This is a genomic window from Collinsella sp. LCP19S3_H3, from assembly GCF_052119145.1.
GTDB lineage: Bacteria > Actinomycetota > Coriobacteriia > Coriobacteriales > Coriobacteriaceae > Collinsella.
This window is the reverse complement of sequence record NZ_JBQKFW010000009.1, coordinates 43,054-61,351: the sequence shown is the minus strand read 5'-3', so window position 1 is coordinate 61,351 and position 18,298 is coordinate 43,054. Positions and strand designations below refer to the sequence as shown.

The following is an 18,298-nucleotide window of genomic DNA, read 5'->3' as shown; positions in this document are numbered from 1 at the left end:
ATCTTCGATGCGCCTGGGGCGGACTCGACCGCTATACTGGTTCGTGCCAAAAGCGATCTAGAACGGAATGCCGTATATGAAAATCAATCACGCGATTCTGCATATCCTGGACTTTGACTCTGCCGTCAACGTCATGAGCCAGCGCGAGCTGGATATCGAAAGCCGTACCGTGCGCAGCTTTGTGACCACGCATCTGCGCCGCGCACGTACCTCGGCCGACAATAAGCGCGCCACGTTTGCGGAGAACTCTGCGTTTGGCGGCGAGCTCAAGGGCTATTTCTTTGGTGAGCGTGAGTTCGTGGATTTGTCTCAGCAGATCGCGGAGTTTATCTCTTCCGAGCTCACCAAAGCCGAGAAAGCCGAGTCCACTGACGTGCTTGTGGCGGACTTTGACGATGATGAAGATGCCCGCTGGTTTGCCGTGATGCTGCTGGGCTCCAAGCAGGCATTCATGCACGAGGTGGGTCGCGAAGAGGGCGAGGTTCGTAACGACATCGCGCGCCACTACGCCATTTTGCCAAACCCCTCGCAAAAGGTGCCGAGCTATGCCATCGTGCGTGCAAGCACCATGGAGATCGGCTACGTGGATAAGAAGCGCAAGATTGCCGGCGAGGACCGCATGCTCATTCCCGACGGCCTGCTGCAGTGCGACACGGGGGTTTCGGGTAAGGAGGTCATCGACACGGTGACGCGCGTGGTCGAGGAAGTCGCCGAGGAGCACGGCGCCAACACGGCCGTAGCGCTCGCCAAGGTTAAGGCTGCCGTTGCCGAGAAGGTTGAGGATGACGAAGAACTGCCGCCGTGGGATATCGTCGATGAGGTCTTTGAGGACGAGCCGGTCATCAAGGAGAGCGTGCGTGCGGCGCTGACCGAGGAGAAGGTGCCCGAGCGCGTGCCCGTGGAGCGCAAGCAGGTCGAGCGAGCGGCCGTACGCAATCATAAGATTCGTACCGACACGGGCATCGAGATCAGCTTCCCGGCCGAGATGGGTTCAAACTCCGAGTACATCGAGTTCGTCAACGAGCCCAACGGCCTCATCTCCATCGAGCTCAAAAACATCGGTAGCATCGAGAATCGATAAGGCTTTTAACTTTTGAATAAAAGTCTGGATTATATTTTGAAGTATACTTTGAAATATAATCCAGATTATTTTTTGGAGGTCAAAATGTCCCCACTTGTTCTGGAAAAACCGGTGTTTACAAAAGACCAGGTTGTTTCTGCTACCGAAGCAAGCAAGTCCTTATCCACCATTCGTAAACGCGCAAAACGCGCGCCTCAGTTCATTGCTGATCATAATGATATCGATACCGTGATTATCGACTATGCTGCCTATGAGGAAATGTACGGCGCGCTGCAGTATCTGCGTGAACTTGAGATAAATCGCATCGCTGCGGATCGAGTCAAGCATGGTCCGCATGAGTTTGTTCCGTTTGAGGACGCCTTAACTGCCGAGGACCTCGCGGAGCTTGAGTCGATGGATCCGGACGCGATTCCCGATGAGGGCCTTTTCGAATGAGCGGGCATTTTGTTGTCGGCTTTTTGAATCGAGACGTCGAGAAGGAATATCAAAAACTAGATGGATCCCAGCGCAGGCTCGTCCGTATTGCCGTCGCAAAATTAAAGACGCGCGCTGATGAAATCGGAACGCCGCTTCACGGCGAGCTCGCCGGCTTCAAAAAGATTAAATGGCGGAATGCGGGACTCAAAATGGTTTTCCGAATCCGAGAGGACGGAATGGTTGAGATTGCCGAGATTGTAGCAATAGGGCGGCGCGATCGTTCCGAGGTCTATAAGACGGCCGTAGGGCGCCTGTCAAAGCAACCCGCCATGGTTGAATACGACGGAGCCCTGAGATAGGGAAGGCCGAAGCCTCGGACGAGGGCTTCGGCCTTTTTACTTGGGGCTTAATCACGTTGCAGGTTGCGCATACGTCAGCGAAAACGACCCAGAGCGAGCAAGGTGACGTGAAAGAGGAGGGCATTGACCTTCTGGTCATGCCCGACGATTGAACGTCAGATTGCCGCTCTGGGTCGTTTGGAGCGTCGACAAGTTACGCGGTTTGGTAAAACCGCGTAACTATTAGAGCTGGCGCAGGCCTTCCTCGAGACCGGTCTTGCTGTCGGTCTTCTCGTCGCGCATCTTGATAACGCGGGCGGGGACACCGGCGACCACGGCGCCGGCGGGGACGTCCTCGACGCACACGGCGCCGGCGGCAACGACAGCACCCTTGCCCACGCGCACGCCTTCCAGGACCACAGCATTGGCGCCGATCATAACGTCGTCCTCGATGATGACGGGCGTGGCGCTGGCGGGCTCCACGACGCCTGCCAGCACGGTGCCGGCGCCGATGTGGCAGTTCTTGCCCACGGTGGCGCGACCGCCCAGCACGGCGCCCATATCGATCATGGAGCCTTCGCCAATGACGGAGCCGATGTTGATGATGGCGCCCATCATGATGACGGCACGGTCGCCGATCTCGACGCGGTCGCGGATGATCGCACCCGGCTCGATGCGGGCGTTGATGCCCTTGAGGTCGAGCATGGGCACGGCGGAGTTGCGGCAGTCGTTCTCCACATCGTAGTAGTCGATGGAATCGACGTTGGCGTCGAGGATTGCCTTGAGCTCATCCCAGTCGCCAAATACAGTCTTTCCACGGCGGCCGCCATATACATGCGCATTGCCCCACTGGACCTTCATGCCCGGCTTTTCGCGCACGTACAGCTTGACGGGCGTCTTCTTGGGCGCGGTGGCGATATAGTTGATAATCTCCTGTGCATCCATTTCGGCTGCGTTGCTCATTTGCGGTCTCTCCTTTGGGTGGATCCGGTTGATACCTGGTTAGGCAAACATGACCTGGTCGAACGTATAGAAGCCGGGTTCGCGGGTGACGAGCTTCTGCGCGGCTGCCAAGGCGCCGTTGACAAAGATCTGACGACTCGTGGCGCGATGCGTGAGCGTGACCTCCTCGTCCTGGCCAAAGAAACTCACTTCGTGCACGCCGGCGACAGTGCCACCGCGCAGCGAGTGCACGCCGATCTCCTTGGGGTCGCGCGCTCCGCACATGCCCTCGCGGCCATAGACGGGGTGGTAGCCTGCCTCGGGCTCGGCTTCGACGACGGCGTCGAGCAGCAACTTGGCAGTGCCGCTGGGGGCGTCGACCTTTTGGTTGTGGTGCGTCTCGACGAGTTCGCAGTCAAAGCCGGGCAGCTCTCGCGTGGCCTGTGCCACCAGATGACGCAGGGCTGCGATACCGATGGAGTAATTGCCGGAGTGCATGACGCAGGCGCTCTGACCCAGCTCGCGCAGGCGATCCATCTGCTCGGGCGTATAGCCTGTGGTGCCCGAGACCAACGCCGCACCCGTGCGCTCGACATAGGCGACGACGGCGTCGAAGGTCGCAACGTTCGAGAAGTCGATGATGACATCGGCTGCCGGAGCGTTCTCGAGCTCGGACAAGTCGAAGCCGATCTGGGCGACGATGTCAAAAACGGGCTCTCCGGCAGCGTCGACAATACCCTCGGCGGTAGTGCGGATGAGCGAGCCCATGCGGCCCGTTCCCATAATGACGGTCTTAATCAAGCAGACCAGCTCCCTTCAGAGCATCGGTAAGTGCGGAGCGCGTGTCGTCTGCCATGGGGCACAGCGGCATGCGGTAGTTTGCCTCGATCATACCCATCTGGGCGAGCGCTTCCTTGACGGGGATGGGGTTGACCTCACTAAAGAGGGCATTGATGAGCGGCTGGCCGGCAATCTGGATATCGCGGGCACGTGCCACGTCACCGTCCAGATAGGCGCGGCACATGTCATGTACGAGCTGCGGCTGCACGTCGGCCCACACGCTGATGGTGCCCGAAGCACCCAGACTCATGAGCGGTACGGTGAGCGCGTCCTCGCCCGAGTACATGCGGAAGTCGTCGGACAGCAGGTGGGCGATCTTGGCAGCGTAGGCGACGTTGCCCGAGGCTTCCTTAATACCCATGATGTTGGGGTGCGCGGCCAAGCGCTCCACGTTGCGCTCGCTGATGCCGCAGCCACAGCGGCCGGGGATGTTGTACAGGATGCAGGGGATGTCTACGGCATCGGCGACGGTCTTAAAGTGCTGGTAGATACCCTCTTCGTTGGATTTGTTGTAGTAGGGGGTAATGAGCAGCAGGCCGTCGGCTCCCAAGCCCTGGTAAGTGAGCGACTTGGTGAGCATGGTCTGCGTGGAGTTGGAGCCCGAGCCGGCGATGACGGGAACGCGTCCTGCAACTTGCTTGACCACCGCGGCGACAACGGAGTTGTCCTCGTCGTCGGTCATCGTGGCGCTCTCGCCGGTGGTGCCCAGGGCGAGGATGGCGTCGGTGCCATTTTGCAGGTGGAAATCGATAAGGCGCTCGAGCGCATCAAAGTCGACACTGCCGTCCTTTTTAAACGGCGTAACCAGGGCGACGATTGAGCCCTCGAGATTGCGGATGTCCATGTTCTTCTCCTTCGCTTCGGCGATCTGGATGCGCTTGTTCCATTGGGCGGCGACTGCTAGGCGCTCGTCTTGGGCGCGGTGGCGGGCACTTTCGGCGCGCGACTTGGCCAACAGTTCTCGGCCGCACGGCAGCACGTCGAGCGTGGCAAAGTAATCGCCCGGGCGCTCGGCGCGGCGGATGAGGTCGGCCGCGCCATCGGGGCGCAGCAGGACCTCGGCGGAGCGCAGCCGTCCGTTGTAGTTGTAGCCCATGGAGTAGCCATGCGCCCCGGTATCGTGGATTACAAGCAGGTCGCCCATGTCGATATGCGGTAGCTCGCGATCGATGGCGAACTTGTCGTTGTTCTCGCACAGATTGCCCGTGATGTCATAGGTGTTCGTGACGGGCGCTGTGCCCTTGTCGGCGCCGCCCGGCTGACCCATCACCGTAATGTGGTGGTAGGCACCATACATGGCGGGGCGGATCAAATCGACGGCGCTTGCATCGACACCGATATAGTCCTTGTAGATCTGCTTCTCGTGGATGGCCTTGGTGACCAGGCAGCCGTAGGGGCCCATCATAAAGCGGCCCATCTCGGTGTAGATTGCCACATCGCCCATGCCTGCGGGGACCAGGATCTCGTCGTATGCCGCGTGCACTCCCTCGCCGATGGCGTGAATGTCGTTGGCCTGCTGCTCGGGCAGGTAGGGGATGCCGACGCCGCCGGATAGATTGATGAAGGCGACGTGTGCGCCGGTCTCGCGCTCCAGGCGCACGGCAAGCTCAAAGAGGATGCGCGCGAGCTTGGGGTAGTAGTCGTTGGTGACGGTGTTGCTGGCAAGGAAGGCGTGGATGCCAAAGTCCTCGGCACCCTTGGTCTTGAGCATACGGAAGGCCTCGAAAAGTTGCTCGGTGGTCATGCCGTATTTGGAGTCGCCGGGGTTGTCCATGATGCCGTTGGAGAGCTGGAACAGGCCGCCCGGATTAAAGCGGCAGCTGACCGTCTTGGGGATGGGCCCCGCAACACGCTCAAAGAACTCGATGTGGCTGATGTCGTCAAAGTTGACGATGGCACCCAGCTTGTCGGCGAGCTCAAAGTCCGCAGCCGGCGTGTCGTTGGACGAGAACATGATGTCGTGTCCCGTGATACCCAGCGAGCGGGCGATCATGAGCTCGGTATAGCTCGAGCAATCGCAGCCGCAGCCGTATTCGTTGAGAATGGAGATGAGTGCCGGGTTGGGGTTGGCCTTGACGGCAAAGTATTCCTTAAAGCCCGGGTTCCACGCAAAGGCGTCGCGCACCTCTTGCATGTTGCGGCGGATGCCCGCCTCGTCGTATAGATGAAACGGCGTGGGGAACTGCTCGACGATATGCTCGAGCGTCTCCTTGTCCACAAACGGCTGCTTGGCCGCATATGCCTCGTTGGGGGTCAATGCCATGTCCCGTAAACCTCGCTATCCAGACGGCGCCATCTGCGCATCGAATCCGCATAGCGTGGACCCAATGTCCGGATAGCGCTCCCGCATTGCTGCAGACAGTCCTGTGGGTGTTTCCCACAGGCCCACCAGGTTGTTCGTGCCCGAAAAACCCAGTTCGGCGGGTTTCGCCTCCCCGCGGGGTCAAAGCCTGCCGGCTCACCCGCGGCTCTTCGTGCCCGCGCCTCTATCAAGTGGTAAAGACCCTATCACGTTGCACTTTACCAAACAAGAGTATTCGTATATAACGTTTAAAAAATGCAGGGATATGCTGGAAACATGTGCGCCACAATCCTGTATCACAATAAGTTGCAACAAATGTGCCTCACGAAGGGATCCTCTATGACCGAGCTCCAAGAACTCCGTCGCTATCGGCGCGATCTCCATCGCATTCCGGAGCTCGATTTCGATCTTCCGCAAACCATTGCCTATATCGAGGGCGTGCTGGCACCGCTCACCTGCGAAGTGACCCATCCGTGCCCCAGCTGCGTCTGCGCTTTCTTCGACGCCGGCGTTGATGCCGCGCATGCCACGGCGATTCGCGCCGATATGGATGCGCTGCCCATTGAGGAGGCGACAGGGGCGGCCTTTGCCTCGACCCATCCCGGCAAGATGCACGCTTGCGGACATGACGGTCACATGGCCATGGCACTTGCCGCCGCGACGTATGTCGACCGTACGATTCGCGAGCAGCCGGGCGTCATGAGGCGCAACGTGCTCTTTGTGTTCCAGCCGGCCGAGGAAACGACCGGTGGTGCCAAGACGGTATGCGAGAGCGGCGTGTTCGAGCGCTATGGGGTCGGCCGCATTTTTGGCTTCCATGTGTGGCCCGATCTGCCTGCCGGCACGTTGGCGAGCTGTTCCGGTCCGCTGCTGGCGCGTTCGAGCGAGACGCATATCTATATTCACGGTACGAGCATCCATATTGCTAAGACCTATGGCGTGCCGGTCGAGGAGTCGCACGATGCCGCGTTGGCGGCAGCGAAGTTTTTGGTTGCCGAGCGCGAGCTGATGGACGAGCTGGGCGGCGACGAGCCCTGTATCGGCAAGTTTGGTCTGCTGCAGGCCGGTACGGTTTGCAACGCGGTGGCGGGGGAGGCCCATGTGGCCGGAAGCCTGCGTGTGTTTACGGACGGCATGTTCGATCGGGCGCGCGAGGGCGTGCGCCGCGTGCTTGATGAGGCATGCGCTGCAACGGGCTGCACGTACGATCTCGACTTTGCCGAGGGCTATCCGCCGGTCGACAACGACCCCGAGTTGTTTGCCAGCGTCGCGCCTGCCTTGCCCGGTCTGCAGCTTGTGGAGGAGCCGCTGTTAATTGCCGAGGACTTTGCGTTCTATCAGCGCCATCTGCCGGGCGTGTTCTTCTTGCTGGGCACGGGCGTGCCAGAGGCGCAAGAAAACCCGAGCGATTCGGATGGCTGTCCCGCCTATGCCACGAGCGCCCTTCACACCGATATCATGCTCTTTGACGAGGAAATTTTGCTCAAGGGCCTCGATGTCTACAAACGATTGCTTTTGCTTGGTTAATCGGCGCGGGCGCATGTTCTAGAAAATACGAACAAATGTACGGTATAATAGAGATGTATGTCTGTAGAAACGTTTGACGTTATTAACGTAAGGCGATACTATGATTGCATCGTACAAAGATGAGGATACCGAACGTTTTGCAATGGGTGTGCGGGTCAGGAGGTTCGTGCCCTTTGAGCGGGTCGCATTGAGGAAGATTCGTCAACTGCAGGTTTGTGCTTCACTTGATGACCTTCGCGTTCCTCCGGGCAATCGTCTTGAAGCGTTGAAGGGCGATCGCGCCGGCCAATATAGTATCCGTGTTAATGAGCGCTATCGGGTCTGCTTTGAGTGGAGACAGGGGATGGCTTGGAATGTCGAAATCGTCGATTATCACAAGTGATGAGACCGCGCCCGATTTGCTGTCACCGGTGACTCCTGGTGAACTTCTCAAAGAGGAATTTCTTGTTCCTATGGGCATTTCTCAATATCGTCTTGCTAAGGAGACCGGGATTCCGGCACAGCGTATTGGGCAGATTATTTTGGGGAGGCGTCGTGTTACGGCTGACACCGATCTTCGCCTTTGCCGCTACTTTGGCCTAACGGATGGTTATTGGCTGCGCGCCCAGATAGCGTTTGACCTCGAGGCGGAAAAGAGGCGCATCGAGCCGGAACTGGATAAGATCGTTCCTGTTCAGCAGGCTATCGCATTGTAGTGTTCAAAGATGTTGAGGTTGGAGTGACGATGGGGCGACGCCGACAGTCTGCCGTTTATAGTCCCGGTGGGTGTGGATGCGGCTTGTTGTTGCTTCCGGTTATTGCTGTGAGCATTGGCGTTATGTTTGCGCTTGCCGGGTTGGCGGCAGCGGCACTCGTGTTGCTGATCGTGGCCATTGGCGTGACGATTTGGCTCTGCCGCAATCGCGAGCAACGCCATGCCGACGGTAAAACCAATGTCGGCGGGGTCGTCTTCCTGATTATTGCGTACCCGCTGAGTGTCAGCTACCTGGTGCTCTTTGTCCTGTTGATGATCAGTGCCTTTACCGGGGAATCCGTAACGGTGGGTTGATCACTACTGGCAGACGGTCGCGCAAAGTGCGTTTGCTCGGCGTTTGGATAACTGCATTGGCCGTTTACCGCAACCTTAGCTCTCAGCTAATGACGTAGGGAGGCAGCGGACTCGAAAAGGCGAATAAATGCGCAGGTAGAGCGTATCGTTTCTTTTGACTTCCTCTCAGCGGGTTGCTGCCTGGTAAGAATCCGGTACGAATCGTTCTTCGGGTTGCTCTGAGGCGCCTTCGGGGGCGTTTTCTACGCGCTCACGAGGTGAGCTTACGAGGGTTAGTCGGCGCCCGCCGTTGATGACGCGGGGCTCGACTTGGACGATCGGAGTGACGGCGGGGGCGGCCTCGACGGGTTCGGAGAAGAGGTCGCTCACGACGTCTGCCGCCGCGCGCTTGGCCTCCATGTTCACGTGGGTGTAGATCTCCATCGTGATCTCGCTCGAGGCGTGGCCGGCCAGCTCCTGCATCACCTTGGGGTGCACGTCCCTCAGGGCGAGAGTGGAGAGGTAGGAGTGGCGAAGCTCGTGGAACGCCCAGCCATTGAGGCCGAGCGTCTCGCGGTCGCGCAGCCACCATGCCTCGAGCACGTTTGGGCTGAGCCTGCCCATGGTCGTGCTGAGAACGACCGGGGTGCTCTCGCTCTGCTCCAGGCGTTTTCCGGGCTTCTCGCCGTTCTTCTTCGCCAGCCTCTCCTGCTCCGCCGCGTACTCGTCAATGCGGGCCTTCTGCGCCTCCTTGTGCATGACGAGGGCGTCTCAGACGGAGTCGGGCATGGGGAGGCGCCGCACGCCGGCCTTCGTCTTGGGGTCCTTGAGGTTCCCGAAGCAGCCGTAGGACTTGCGGATCGATATGACCCGGCTCTCGAGGTCGACGTCGCGCCACGAGAGGCCGCAGACCTCCCCGCGACGCATCCCGGTGCTGACCGCGAGGAAGTACGCGATGCCGGCCTCCCAGGTGAAGGGTGGACGCCTCCACGGGCGCTCCGTCGGTAACCGTGACGCTCGGCGGCACGCCGGGGGCGCGCACGTTCGCCTTCGCCTTCTCCGGCCTCAAGGGAGAGACCGGAGAGCAGGGGCCGCAGGGAGCGCCCGGACAGGACGGCGAGGACGGGGCGCCGGGCGCGACGCCCCGTCCTCTCGGTCTACGCGACGAAGCAGTACGTCGACCAGGCAATCGCCGCCCTGGACGACCTGAGCGAGGTGGAGTTCTGATGGCCGTGGGGACGATCCAGAGGTCGGTGCTCACCGACATCGCCAACGCGATCCGCGTCCAGAACGGCGGCACGGGCACCTACCTGCCCTCGGAGATGGCGGCGGCGGTTCTCACGCTCGACGGCACCAAGGCGGGTGCGCCTTTCCAGGCGACGCCGGGCGCCGGCGCGAGCGTGATCTCGGATGCCGTATTCGACGGCATCGCGGACGCCATCCGCGCGCAGAACGGGCTCTCGGAGACCTACAAGCCCTCCGAGATGGCGCCGGCCATCCTGGCGCTCGCATGGGACGTGGGCGCGGAGATGCGCGCGATCCTGCTCGCGGACGATACGCTCGAGTTTCAACTACCGCGACGGGCGCTCCTCCGACATGCCCGGCGCGGTGATCCTGGACGCCTGGGAGGTGGACCCGGAGGGCTACTCCTCGGCGGGTGTCCGCCCATGGGACGACGTGAAGCTCTCCGCGACGCGCGTCGTCTTCGACGGCGACTTCTCCGAGGGCGGGCTCGCCAACGCGAGCTACCTCTTCCACGGGTTCGAGAACCTCGTGGAGGTGTAGGGCTTCGAGGAGCTCTCGGGAGCGACCAGCATGAACCAGATGTTCGTGAGCTGCCCCTCTCTCGAGACGATCTGGGCGGACGGGTTCACCTCGTCCGCCACGAGCGGGTCGCTCATGTTCAGCGGGTGCAGCAGGCTCGTGGGCGGGCAAGGCTACGTGCCCGAGCAGATGGACAACCACAACGAGCTCAACTACGGGGTGGACGGAGTGCTGACCGACCCCGAGGCGGGGCGGGAGCTCGTGTCATCGGGGCTCCTGTGCGCAAACGCCCGGTACAACTCCGTCGGCTACCAGCCCTGGTACGACCACCGGCACGACGTGGAGGCGGTGGAGATCGCCGCCGACATGGCGACCTACGACCACGTGAACACGAACTACTGGTTCTACGGGCACCAGTCGATCACCGACGTGACGGGGATGGGCAACCTCTGCGGCGTGCGCGAGATGCAGCACACCTTCAACAGCTGCGAGGGGCTCACCGAGATCGACCTCTCCGGGCTCGACCCGTCCTCGCTCGAGGACCTCGCCTACACCTTCGGCGGGTGCGGCTCTCTCGTGACGATCTGGGCGGACGCCGACTGGGCGCTGCCTTCCTCCGGCGTCTCCGGCTTCCAGACGTTCTACCAGTGCGCCTCGCTCGTGGGAGGGGCGGGCACGACCTACGCGAGCTCGCGCGCGGGCTACCAGTACATGAGGATCGACGGCGTGGGCGGCGCGAGGGGCGGGGCTCTGCTTTTTTGGTCTAATTCGGCTGGTAACGACGCCATGCCTTCAACGGCTGTTCCATATCGTGGTCAAAGGCGTCATAGAGGACTATCCAGTCTTCGTATACCCTCGCATTCCACCAGTTTCTAACGCGTTCGTTCGTTGCGTCGAAGAACTTCTCCATCATCACACGCGGAGAGAGAAGATTTTCTGCGGGGTCGTGTCTCATTCCAATGAAGCTGTACTTGTCTGATCCCTCTTCTAGATCAAGTTTCCTGCATACCGTATCGAAGAATGCGTCATTGAAGAACACTCCTATCTCATGCGTCTCGTTCTCCATCTCCTTCGGGAAGTCGTCTGCACACACCCTTTTGAACCACCTGGTTACGCTGTTGCTTTTCGGGTTGTCGAAGACCATCAGGCGGTCGCATTCCCAGCATTGCCAGATTTCCACGCTTCTTACTCCGGCGGTATACTCCAGCTCAAAAAAAGCGAGGTCATCCATGTGGCTTCGGAGCTCTTCCCATGGATAAAAGCAGCACTGAGGGTTGTTCTCGTCACATCCGTTCCATAGGGTGTTCCCGCACGGGCAACCTAGCTTGGTCATTCAGCGCTCCTCCTCATGACCTGAGTTTTTCCTTTATCACTCATTGCCTGCGTCTTTCGTGCCGTTATACGTTTCGTCGCCCAGCACGATGACTTCGCCAGCCTCCGGCGGCGCCGCCGCCGCAAGCTCGGATTCCAAAGCCTGCATCACGTATTCGTGCCTTCTCGCGGGTTTGTTGATAAGGACCCACTTCGCCTGGGCGAAGGACCTGCAGGCGAAGACCATCCATTGAGGTCCGTTTATCGCCATCGGGCTCTTGGTGAACGCGACCCTTCCGGCATTCACCGCGGTTGCCAGGGAGTGGGCTATGAAGAGCATGGTCCCGAGTTTAGGACGCTTCTCCCTGCTGGCGGTGATTGGGATGGACTCCCTTACGCCGTACCCCTCTGACACCCTCTTGAGGAAGTAACCGAGGCGCACCACGACCTCCGTAAGCATCACTGGGATGGCCTGGGTGCAGAAGTGCTGAAAGTCGTAGCCCTCGTAGTACATGCCCTGGACAATCTCTGCGATGGTCTGCTCCTCCTCGCCCACACTCCCGAACTGCATGAGGTTGAACAGGCCCATGAGCGGCGCCGGCAGACCCATCGAGGTGGTCATGTCGGACTTTAGGTGGATGACCTGCTTGCAGAGAGCCGCGAAGACCGTTGCCTCCTCGCGTCCGGCGTAGCGGGGTATTTCCTGCGAGAGGATCCTTCCGAACTTGTCGATAGTGGTCATCCTCCCCGTGAGGATGTCGAGCGTTCCCACGACGAACCCGAGCAGCGGGTCGTGCCCCAGCGAGTAGAGCCTGTGCATTGCCGGCCATAGCCCCTCGACGTACTCGCTCGTGAACCCGGCGTTGTACGGGGCGTCGTAGGGGACCTTCGACGAGACGTCTCGCGCAAGTCTCTCCATCTCCTCGGGTGGGAACCTCTCGAGGAACCAGTCACGCACGTAATTCTCAAGGGGCTTCCCCCTCGTACCCTCCGAAGTTCTTTCCGGGATGCCAACGAGCAGGATGTCAACGACCGACGAGAGGATTCCAGCGGACACGCTGATGGCGACGTCTACGGGATTGAGCCTGTGGAGCGCGTTGTACTCCTCGTTGAGAATGCGAACTTTTTCGTCTGCAGACGCGAGCTCTTCTTCCGTCAGAAGCTCCTCCACATGATGGTCGCTCCCATAGTTCGCTCGCGCTTCCTTGACCAACTTGCTCCAAGATGACGCCGAGGAATCCGATTCATCCTCGTGCGAAGCAAAGGAAGTCATCTCTCCAGCCTCTAGCATCGATCTCTGCTCTCCCTTTTGGGAGCCTTCGAGGTTTTCAGCTCTTGCGTACAGCGAATAGAGGACGTCCTCTGCCTCTTGGACGATGTCGCTCCTCTTCCTTCTCATCTTGCGTCCCGCTTCAGCTCTTCGAGTTTCTCCTCAATCTCAAGTTTCTCCTGGGTCTTCTCCTCTAGCTCTTTCCTTGCCTTCTTAAGCTCTCTCTTCGGCGCTCTCTCCGCCTCAAGACGTTTTATTTTCTCCTGCAGGACCAGAAGTGCCTCACAGACTGCTGCATATTTCTTCTCGTACTGCTTGTACTTCCATTTTGCTCCCAGGAAGAAGCCAAGCACCCCCGTGAGACCGGCACCTAGGAACGGGAGCGCTTTTGGAAGCGCCTTTTTTAGATGCGGACCTAGGTTTCTCAAGATGTTCAGAAAGGCATTCATCGTTCCCTTGTCCCTTGGCGTCAGAGTCAATCGTTGCCCGAATTATAACGTCCAGCAATTCCGTCTCTTTCGTTTAGTGGGATATGCATGACGAGGGATTGAGTTGTGAACTGTTGCGTGAAGCGACGGAAGGCGAAGCTTCGCAACATTACCGCAGCTAAACATAGTCGTTTGTGACCGCATCGGACACTTCTCCCGAGTGGCGGGGCGTTCCCGTCCGGGGAGGAGGCGCGCATGGAGTCGGTCGTCGCGGCGCTCGTGACGGGGGTTCTCACCCTCGCCGGGGTGCTCGTGTCCAACTCGCGCAGCCGCGCGGTCATGGAGGTCAAGATCGACAACCTGACGCGTCAGGTCGAGAGGCACAACTGCCTCGTCGAGCGCACCTACGCCCTGGAGCAGGACGTCGCCGTCGTGAAGGCGGAGATCGAGAACATGCGGAAGGGGCAATGATGGAGGCTTTCCTGACAACCAACGAGTGGCCGTGGCGCCTGGCGCGAACGATCGTGCAGGGCGTGCTCGGCGTGGTCGTGGCCAAAGTGGACATGCTCGTGGGCTGCGCGGTGCTGGAGCCCGAGTGGCGCGCCGTGGTGGTGGCGCTCGTGATGGCCGTGCTGTCGCCGGTGATGGCGGAGCTCGGCGCGGCGCTGCCGACGGGCGGTGGTTCCGATGAGTGACGGGCGTAAGTTCGCGAGCGAGGAGGAGCGCTGGGAGGCACTGCACGGCGAGAGCGTCGAGGCGGCAGCGCCCGACGGCTGGGATCCCGACGAGGGCGAGGACGGCGGCTTCGAGGAGGTGCCCGATGGCGTATAGCATCCTCTTCAAGCAGTGCGGGAGCGACCACATGACGCGCGGGCGCTCGCGCGCGATCGACCGCATCGTGGTGCACTTCACGGCGACCCTGGCGTCCGCGCGCAACAACGCGACGTACTTCGCGCGGAACGAGGGCCAGGGCGCCTCCGCGCACTACTTCGTCGACGACATCACGCCCGAGATCTACCAGAGCGTGGCCGAGGGCGACACCACCTGGCACGCCGGAGACTGGCAGATGAGCTGCCGCGCGATCGGCACCGAGGTCGTCTCGGCAGGCGAGGACTTCAGCGCGACCGAGGTCGAGAAGCTGGGATGGCTGGTCAAGAAGCTCATGGCCAGGTACGGCATCGGCGCCTCCGGGGTCATCCGCCACTACGACGTGACGGGCAAGCTCTGCCCCGCGCCCTACGTGGCGGCGTCCAAGTGGGCGGCACTGAAGGCCGCGATCACGGGCGGAGCGGCGTCCGGCGGGACGACTGCGGCCGCCCCGGAGGGCACAGTCGCGGAGCTCGCGCGGCGTGTCATCGCCGGCGAGTTCGGCAACGGGAACGCGCGGCGCACGGCCCTGGGGAGCCGCTACGACGATGTGCAGGCGGAGGTGAACCGCATCCTGGTCGGGGGCTCCGGCGGGGGCGCGGCACAGGCGCCGGCTTCTGACGACGTGGACGACCTCGCGCGCCGGGTGCTCACGGGCGAGTTCGGCAACGGCTCGGCGCGCAAGGCCGCGCTTGGGTCTCGCTATGCGGAGGTCCAGGCGCGCGTGAACGAGATGCTGGGCACCGGGGCTCCTCGGGAGGCTCGTCTGGCGGAGCCGACGTCGACGCCCTGGCGCGCGCCGTCATCCGCGGCGACTACGGCAACGGCGCCGAGCGCAAGCGCCGCCTGGGGTCGCTCTACGACGCCGTGCAGGCCCGCGTGAACGAGATCCTGTCGTGACGCGCGAGGACGTCCGCTGGGGCGTGGCCACGGCGCTCGCCGTGCTGCTGTGCCTGGGTGTGCTGCCTTTCGTTCCGCTGCTCTGGCTCGCGGGCAGGCTCGATACGTAGCGTTTTGTCTCTTCACTAAGGAGTACACAAGGGAGAGGCCCTCGCCCCTTTGCCGGGGCGAGGGCCTCCGTCGCTACCGCCTCCGGCACGGGCCGTCGGAGAGCGTCGGGAAGTCTCGGTGCCTGGGGCCGTCCACGAGCACCTCGTGCCACCACTCGCTGCTTCGCGGCCCGTCCGCCGCGAGGTTGTCGATCAGGCGGGTCTGGGTGACCTCGTCGAGCTCCGCGAACTCGTCGCGCATCGCGTTCTCGATGGCGGAGGAGCTCGCGATCATGTCGTGCAGGATCTGCTTCTTCTCCTCGAGGGTGAAGCTCTCGGGCGAGATGTCCACGAGCTCCGCCATGAAGTAGGCGTGGTCCTCGGTGTCCTCGAGTGCCTTCCAGTCGGTCATGCCTGTGCTCCAATTCTCTCATGTAGTGAGTTTTCCCCTTATCTGGGGTGGTAAGAATTACGGTACGAATAAACCCGCTCGGAGCGCTTCAAGCCGTTGCGAAGTGTTATCCGACCTCATTACGACACCTATATCTACCTGCGAAAATTTTGCAATTTGTTGTCCGCTGTTTCGAACTGGGGTGCGCCTTCTAATTAGCTCTCAGCTAATGAATTCAAGTTTAATCCTTCCTACGATGTGCTGTGTACCGGCGCGGTAGCCGGATCGTAGGAAGGATGCATAATGAAAAAGCTCGAAAACGAAGTGCTGCTCAGCCGTCGCGCTGCACTTGGCGCATTCGCCACCGTCGCCTTGGGGACTGCCGGTCTTCTTGCCGGTTGTGGTAGCGATAAGGCGACCGTCACCGAGGACGCTGGCGATGGCGACAAGAAGGAAGAGGCGAAGAAGGAAGAGCAGCCTACGACTGACCTGGCGGTTGGCACGACGGTGACCACAGCTGCCGGTCTTTCCGTCGTTGTCGATTCCGTCCAGCCCGGCCTTACAAATTATGACGGTTCGACCATGACGGGCATTCACGTCACGTACGTCAACAATGGCGATGAGGGCGCAGATTACAATATCTACGACTGGAAGGGCGAGGACGCCAACGGCGCCCAACAGAATCAGGGTTACTACAGCGAGGGCTCCGATGAGCTGCAGTCTGGTACCCTTTCCGCCGGTGGCTCCGTGGCGGGCAATATCTACTTTGATGGCGATATCAAGAAGGCACTGTATTTTGCCAACATGTTTGATAAGTCTGCCACTGCAAGCTGGGTGCTGGCCTAGCATGTCGCTACCGTTGCGCCGGATGGGAGGTGAAGTCGTATGCCCGATAAAAAACTGACCGAGGAGTTGCTCAATGAGCTTCTCGATGCGCCGAACATCGATGGCTATATCAGGGAGCACGACTTTGCCGCCCCGTCGCTTTCGGATTACCTGAAGCAGCTACTGCAGGAAAAGGGCTTGGAGCGCTCGCGCGTGGTTCGTATGGCCGATCTCAATGAGACCTTTGGCTATCAGATCTTTACCGGTGCGCGTCATCCGAGTCGCAATAAGGTGCTGCAGATTGCCTTTGCGATGGCGCTGACGCTCAAAGAGACCAACCGTGCGCTGACGGCTGCCGGGGTAAGCGTCCTTAACTGCAAGGACCGCCGCGATGCGATTATCATCTTTTGCATCGATCGCGGGTGCAGCCTCCAAAAGGTCAACGAGGAGCTGTATCGCTTTGGCGAGGAGACGGTGAATTAGCCGCTGATATCTGAGCCGGCGGAGCTGTCGAACAACGATGCAAACGAACGGGGCGCGGATGCCATGGGGTGTCTGCGCCCTGCGCTATGATGGAGGCTATGGATACTCAGACCCCAACATATTCCAATGACGAGCTGACCGCAGCGCTTGCCGAGCACCTGGCGTCGCTCGATCGCGACGACAGCTATCGCGTGGAGCGTGTACTTAAGCGCTCGTCTGTTGAAACAACCGAGCTCGTGTACTTTGAAGGAACCGGCGGTGGTTCGCTCGGTCCCTTTGTCCGTAAACGCATCGATGCTTCGGCTCAAATCGGCGGGGCATACGAGCGTCTGTTTGCCGCTCAGCGGGCAGGCAGGCGTTTTGAGCACCTGCCCAGAATCGTCGATTGTCGTCGTGCGGGCGACGAGCTCAACGTGGTTATGGAATACATCGAAGGGGAGACACTCGGGGCACTGGTGGACCGTCTGGGAGCCGCTCCCGATTATGCGCGTGAATTGTATCCTGTCCTTTGCGACGCCGTGGGCGAGCTCCATGCCGGTTTTGCAATGGCGGGGGAGGCTTCGGCGCCGGTGATCCATCGCGACCTCAAGCCGTCGAATATCATCGTGGCAGGTGCCAACTATACGCCTGATGACGGCCTGACGTTTTCATCGCTGGTGATTATCGACTTGGGGATCGCGCGCGTGTGGCGCGATGGCGCCGATGCCGATACTGTCAAGTTTGGGACACGGCCCTATGCGCCTCCCGAGCAGTATGGGTTTGGGCAGACGAGCGTGCGAAGCGACGTCTACGCGCTCGGTGCCCTGCTGTTCTTTTGTTTGACGGGAGTCGACCCTAAACCAGGGCTCGACATGCGCGAGCAATGCGAGGTGCGCGGCATTCCCACTCCACTTGCCGATGTCGTTTGCATGGCGATGGCGCTCGATCCGGCCAAGCGCTTTGCAAGTGCGGAAGCGTTGGGACGGGCGACGCGCGCGGCATACGATCTGAGTCGCCCCGTGCGGCCTCCTGCGCCTGCGCCTGTCTGTACTCCGGCCTCGGAGACGTTGTTGACGCCCCAAGGGCTCCAGAACCCCGCAAGGCTTCCTAGGCCTGCCACCTCCACTGCATGCGGTCTGCTCTCTCACGTTCCGGAGTCCCTGGGGCGCATTTGGAATACGCTCGTCTGCTTCTCGCTGCTTGTGTTCTTTGCCGGAAGTCACTTTGCCGTCTTTCAACCCACGGGAGCAAACCAAAGCTACCCGACGTGGCTTCTCATAATCGAGTATTTTTTCTTTGTCGATGGCCTTATGGCGCTTATGCATTTTGCGGTGCTCGATAAGCGCCGTCTACGTCGGCGATTCGCACTGCTCGACAGCTATCGCGGCAAGAAACTCGCGAAACTCTGTCTCAAGGCATTGGGTGTGCTGCTCCTATGCATGATCGTCATAGTCGCGGTTGCCAATGCGACCGGCGTCGTCGATACCTCCGCTACCTAAAAGAAAAGGGCCCCATTG

Annotated in this window: 25 protein-coding genes, 1 pseudogene and 1 riboswitch; of the genes and pseudogenes, 17 read left to right on the top strand and 9 right to left on the bottom strand. The window is 60.6% G+C overall.

Annotated elements, in window-relative coordinates:
• Positions 1–76: 76 nt before the first annotated feature.
• Genes ACTQZF_RS06195 through ACTQZF_RS06185 form a run of 3 tightly spaced genes read left to right on the top strand, consistent with a single transcriptional unit; the run spans position 77 to position 1,857 of the window.
• Positions 77–1,081 (top strand): nucleoid-associated protein, encoded by a 1,005-nt coding sequence (locus ACTQZF_RS06195; protein ID WP_118377194.1) that lies wholly within the window; start codon positions 77–79, stop codon positions 1,079–1,081.
• 12 nt (positions 1,082–1,093) lie between these two features.
• Entirely contained in the window at positions 1,094–1,516 is a 423-nt protein-coding gene (locus tag ACTQZF_RS06190) for a hypothetical protein (RefSeq protein WP_441554824.1), read from the top strand.
• The gene (locus tag ACTQZF_RS06185) at positions 1,513–1,857 is read left to right on the top strand and encodes a type II toxin-antitoxin system RelE family toxin (RefSeq protein WP_441554823.1); all 345 of its coding nucleotides are present in this window, start codon (positions 1,513–1,515) and stop codon (positions 1,855–1,857) included. Before ACTQZF_RS06190 ends, ACTQZF_RS06185 begins: the two co-directional genes overlap by 4 nt.
• Positions 1,858–2,079: 222 nt before the next feature.
• Here ACTQZF_RS06185 and dapD read toward each other — a convergent pair whose 3' ends face one another.
• The 3 genes from dapD to dapA are packed head-to-tail and all read right to left on the bottom strand — an operon-like array spanning position 2,080 to position 5,881.
• Positions 2,080–2,799 (bottom strand): 2,3,4,5-tetrahydropyridine-2,6-dicarboxylate N-acetyltransferase, encoded by a 720-nt coding sequence (gene dapD, locus ACTQZF_RS06180; RefSeq protein ID WP_154517324.1) that lies wholly within the window; start codon positions 2,797–2,799, stop codon positions 2,080–2,082.
• Positions 2,800–2,838: 39 nt separating this feature from the next.
• Positions 2,839–3,579, bottom strand: coding sequence for a 4-hydroxy-tetrahydrodipicolinate reductase (dapB, locus tag ACTQZF_RS06175; RefSeq protein ID WP_441554822.1), 741 nt, complete (start codon positions 3,577–3,579; stop codon positions 2,839–2,841).
• On the bottom strand, positions 3,572–5,881 hold the full coding sequence (gene dapA, locus ACTQZF_RS06170; RefSeq protein WP_441040964.1) for a 4-hydroxy-tetrahydrodipicolinate synthase: 2,310 nt from the start codon (positions 5,879–5,881) through the stop codon (positions 3,572–3,574). The genes dapB and dapA overlap by 8 nt, the downstream gene beginning before the upstream one ends.
• A 65-nt stretch (positions 5,882–5,946) precedes the next feature.
• Positions 5,947–6,115, bottom strand: a riboswitch (Lysine riboswitch).
• A 144-nt stretch (positions 6,116–6,259) separates the two neighbouring features.
• On the opposite strand from dapA, the gene ACTQZF_RS06165 reads away from it, so the two are divergent.
• From ACTQZF_RS06165 to ACTQZF_RS06150, 4 genes are all read left to right on the top strand, one after another.
• On the top strand, positions 6,260–7,447 hold the full coding sequence (locus ACTQZF_RS06165) for an amidohydrolase (protein ID WP_441554821.1): 1,188 nt from the start codon (positions 6,260–6,262) through the stop codon (positions 7,445–7,447).
• Positions 7,448–7,547: 100 nt separating this feature from the next.
• A complete protein-coding gene (locus tag ACTQZF_RS06160; RefSeq protein ID WP_427747940.1) occupies positions 7,548–7,829 on the top strand; it encodes a type II toxin-antitoxin system RelE/ParE family toxin in 282 nt (93 codons plus the stop codon).
• The gene (locus tag ACTQZF_RS06155) at positions 7,801–8,142 is read left to right on the top strand and encodes a HigA family addiction module antitoxin (RefSeq protein ID WP_427727846.1); all 342 of its coding nucleotides are present in this window, start codon (positions 7,801–7,803) and stop codon (positions 8,140–8,142) included. Before ACTQZF_RS06160 ends, ACTQZF_RS06155 begins: the two co-directional genes overlap by 29 nt.
• A gap of 83 nt (positions 8,143–8,225) precedes the next feature.
• Positions 8,226–8,495 (top strand): hypothetical protein, encoded by a 270-nt coding sequence (locus tag ACTQZF_RS06150; RefSeq protein WP_441554820.1) that lies wholly within the window; start codon positions 8,226–8,228, stop codon positions 8,493–8,495.
• A 165-nt stretch (positions 8,496–8,660) separates the two neighbouring features.
• Here the strand turns inward: ACTQZF_RS06150 and ACTQZF_RS06145 are convergent, their stop codons facing one another.
• Both ACTQZF_RS06145 and ACTQZF_RS06140 read right to left on the bottom strand, forming a co-directional pair.
• On the bottom strand, positions 8,661–9,233 hold the full coding sequence (locus ACTQZF_RS06145) for a tyrosine-type recombinase/integrase (RefSeq protein ID WP_441554819.1): 573 nt from the start codon (positions 9,231–9,233) through the stop codon (positions 8,661–8,663).
• A gap of 12 nt (positions 9,234–9,245) precedes the next feature.
• The gene (locus ACTQZF_RS06140) at positions 9,246–9,431 is read right to left on the bottom strand and encodes a tyrosine-type recombinase/integrase (RefSeq protein WP_441535847.1); all 186 of its coding nucleotides are present in this window, start codon (positions 9,429–9,431) and stop codon (positions 9,246–9,248) included.
• Between the two features lie 639 nt (positions 9,432–10,070).
• Here ACTQZF_RS06140 and ACTQZF_RS06135 point away from each other — a divergent pair.
• The gene (locus tag ACTQZF_RS06135) at positions 10,071–10,259 is read left to right on the top strand and encodes a hypothetical protein (protein ID WP_441554818.1); all 189 of its coding nucleotides are present in this window, start codon (positions 10,071–10,073) and stop codon (positions 10,257–10,259) included.
• Positions 10,260–10,289: 30 nt separating this feature from the next.
• The gene (locus tag ACTQZF_RS06130; protein WP_441554817.1) at positions 10,290–11,114 is read left to right on the top strand and encodes a hypothetical protein; all 825 of its coding nucleotides are present in this window, start codon (positions 10,290–10,292) and stop codon (positions 11,112–11,114) included.
• Here the strand turns inward: ACTQZF_RS06130 and ACTQZF_RS06125 are convergent.
• From ACTQZF_RS06125 to ACTQZF_RS06115, 3 genes are read right to left on the bottom strand one after another with little or no spacing between them, the layout of a single operon-like run.
• Positions 11,002–11,571 carry a hypothetical protein gene (locus ACTQZF_RS06125; protein WP_441554816.1) on the bottom strand — a complete coding sequence of 190 codons (570 nt, stop codon included), beginning with the start codon at positions 11,569–11,571 and terminating at the stop codon, positions 11,002–11,004. The two genes, ACTQZF_RS06130 and ACTQZF_RS06125, sit on opposite strands and share 113 nt — an antisense overlap.
• A gap of 36 nt (positions 11,572–11,607) precedes the next feature.
• Positions 11,608–12,948 carry a hypothetical protein gene (locus tag ACTQZF_RS06120; protein ID WP_441554815.1) on the bottom strand — a complete coding sequence of 447 codons (1,341 nt, stop codon included), beginning with the start codon at positions 12,946–12,948 and terminating at the stop codon, positions 11,608–11,610.
• Complete coding sequence (locus tag ACTQZF_RS06115) at positions 12,945–13,268, bottom strand: hypothetical protein (protein WP_427748376.1); 324 nt, start codon at positions 13,266–13,268, stop codon at positions 12,945–12,947. Before ACTQZF_RS06115 ends, ACTQZF_RS06120 begins: the two co-directional genes overlap by 4 nt.
• A 234-nt stretch (positions 13,269–13,502) precedes the next feature.
• On the opposite strand from ACTQZF_RS06115, the gene ACTQZF_RS06110 reads away from it, so the two are divergent.
• The 5 genes and pseudogenes from ACTQZF_RS06110 (at position 13,503) to ACTQZF_RS06090 (ending at position 15,014) form a co-directional block, all read left to right on the top strand.
• On the top strand, positions 13,503–13,718 hold the full coding sequence (locus ACTQZF_RS06110) for a hypothetical protein (protein ID WP_087227534.1): 216 nt from the start codon (positions 13,503–13,505) through the stop codon (positions 13,716–13,718).
• Positions 13,718–13,942: a hypothetical protein gene (locus ACTQZF_RS06105; RefSeq protein ID WP_441554814.1), complete on the top strand. Its 225-nt coding sequence runs from the start codon at positions 13,718–13,720 to the stop codon at positions 13,940–13,942. The genes ACTQZF_RS06110 and ACTQZF_RS06105 overlap by 1 nt, the downstream gene beginning before the upstream one ends.
• A complete protein-coding gene (locus ACTQZF_RS06100) occupies positions 13,935–14,078 on the top strand; it encodes a hypothetical protein (protein WP_441554813.1) in 144 nt (47 codons plus the stop codon). Before ACTQZF_RS06105 ends, ACTQZF_RS06100 begins: the two co-directional genes overlap by 8 nt.
• Positions 14,068–14,841 (top strand): annotated as a pseudogene (locus ACTQZF_RS06095) (N-acetylmuramoyl-L-alanine amidase); the annotation flags it as partial. The gene ACTQZF_RS06100 and the pseudogene ACTQZF_RS06095, both read left to right, overlap by 11 nt.
• Positions 14,842–14,903: 62 nt before the next feature.
• The gene (locus ACTQZF_RS06090) at positions 14,904–15,014 is read left to right on the top strand and encodes a hypothetical protein (RefSeq protein WP_427748381.1); all 111 of its coding nucleotides are present in this window, start codon (positions 14,904–14,906) and stop codon (positions 15,012–15,014) included.
• A gap of 183 nt (positions 15,015–15,197) precedes the next feature.
• Here the strand turns inward: ACTQZF_RS06090 and ACTQZF_RS06085 are convergent, their stop codons facing one another.
• Positions 15,198–15,515 (bottom strand): hypothetical protein, encoded by a 318-nt coding sequence (locus ACTQZF_RS06085; RefSeq protein WP_441554812.1) that lies wholly within the window; start codon positions 15,513–15,515, stop codon positions 15,198–15,200.
• Positions 15,516–15,797: 282 nt separating this feature from the next.
• On the opposite strand from ACTQZF_RS06085, the gene ACTQZF_RS06080 reads away from it, so the two are divergent.
• The 3 genes from ACTQZF_RS06080 to ACTQZF_RS06070 all read left to right on the top strand — a co-directional run bounded on the left by ACTQZF_RS06080 (position 15,798) and on the right by ACTQZF_RS06070 (position 18,280).
• Positions 15,798–16,340 (top strand): DUF4352 domain-containing protein, encoded by a 543-nt coding sequence (locus ACTQZF_RS06080; RefSeq protein WP_154517316.1) that lies wholly within the window; start codon positions 15,798–15,800, stop codon positions 16,338–16,340.
• Between the two features lie 39 nt (positions 16,341–16,379).
• The gene (locus ACTQZF_RS06075) at positions 16,380–16,802 is read left to right on the top strand and encodes an XRE family transcriptional regulator (RefSeq protein ID WP_154517313.1); all 423 of its coding nucleotides are present in this window, start codon (positions 16,380–16,382) and stop codon (positions 16,800–16,802) included.
• Positions 16,803–16,900: 98 nt separating this feature from the next.
• Entirely contained in the window at positions 16,901–18,280 is a 1,380-nt protein-coding gene (locus ACTQZF_RS06070; protein WP_441554811.1) for a serine/threonine protein kinase, read from the top strand.
• The last annotated feature ends 18 nt before the right edge of the window (positions 18,281–18,298 follow it).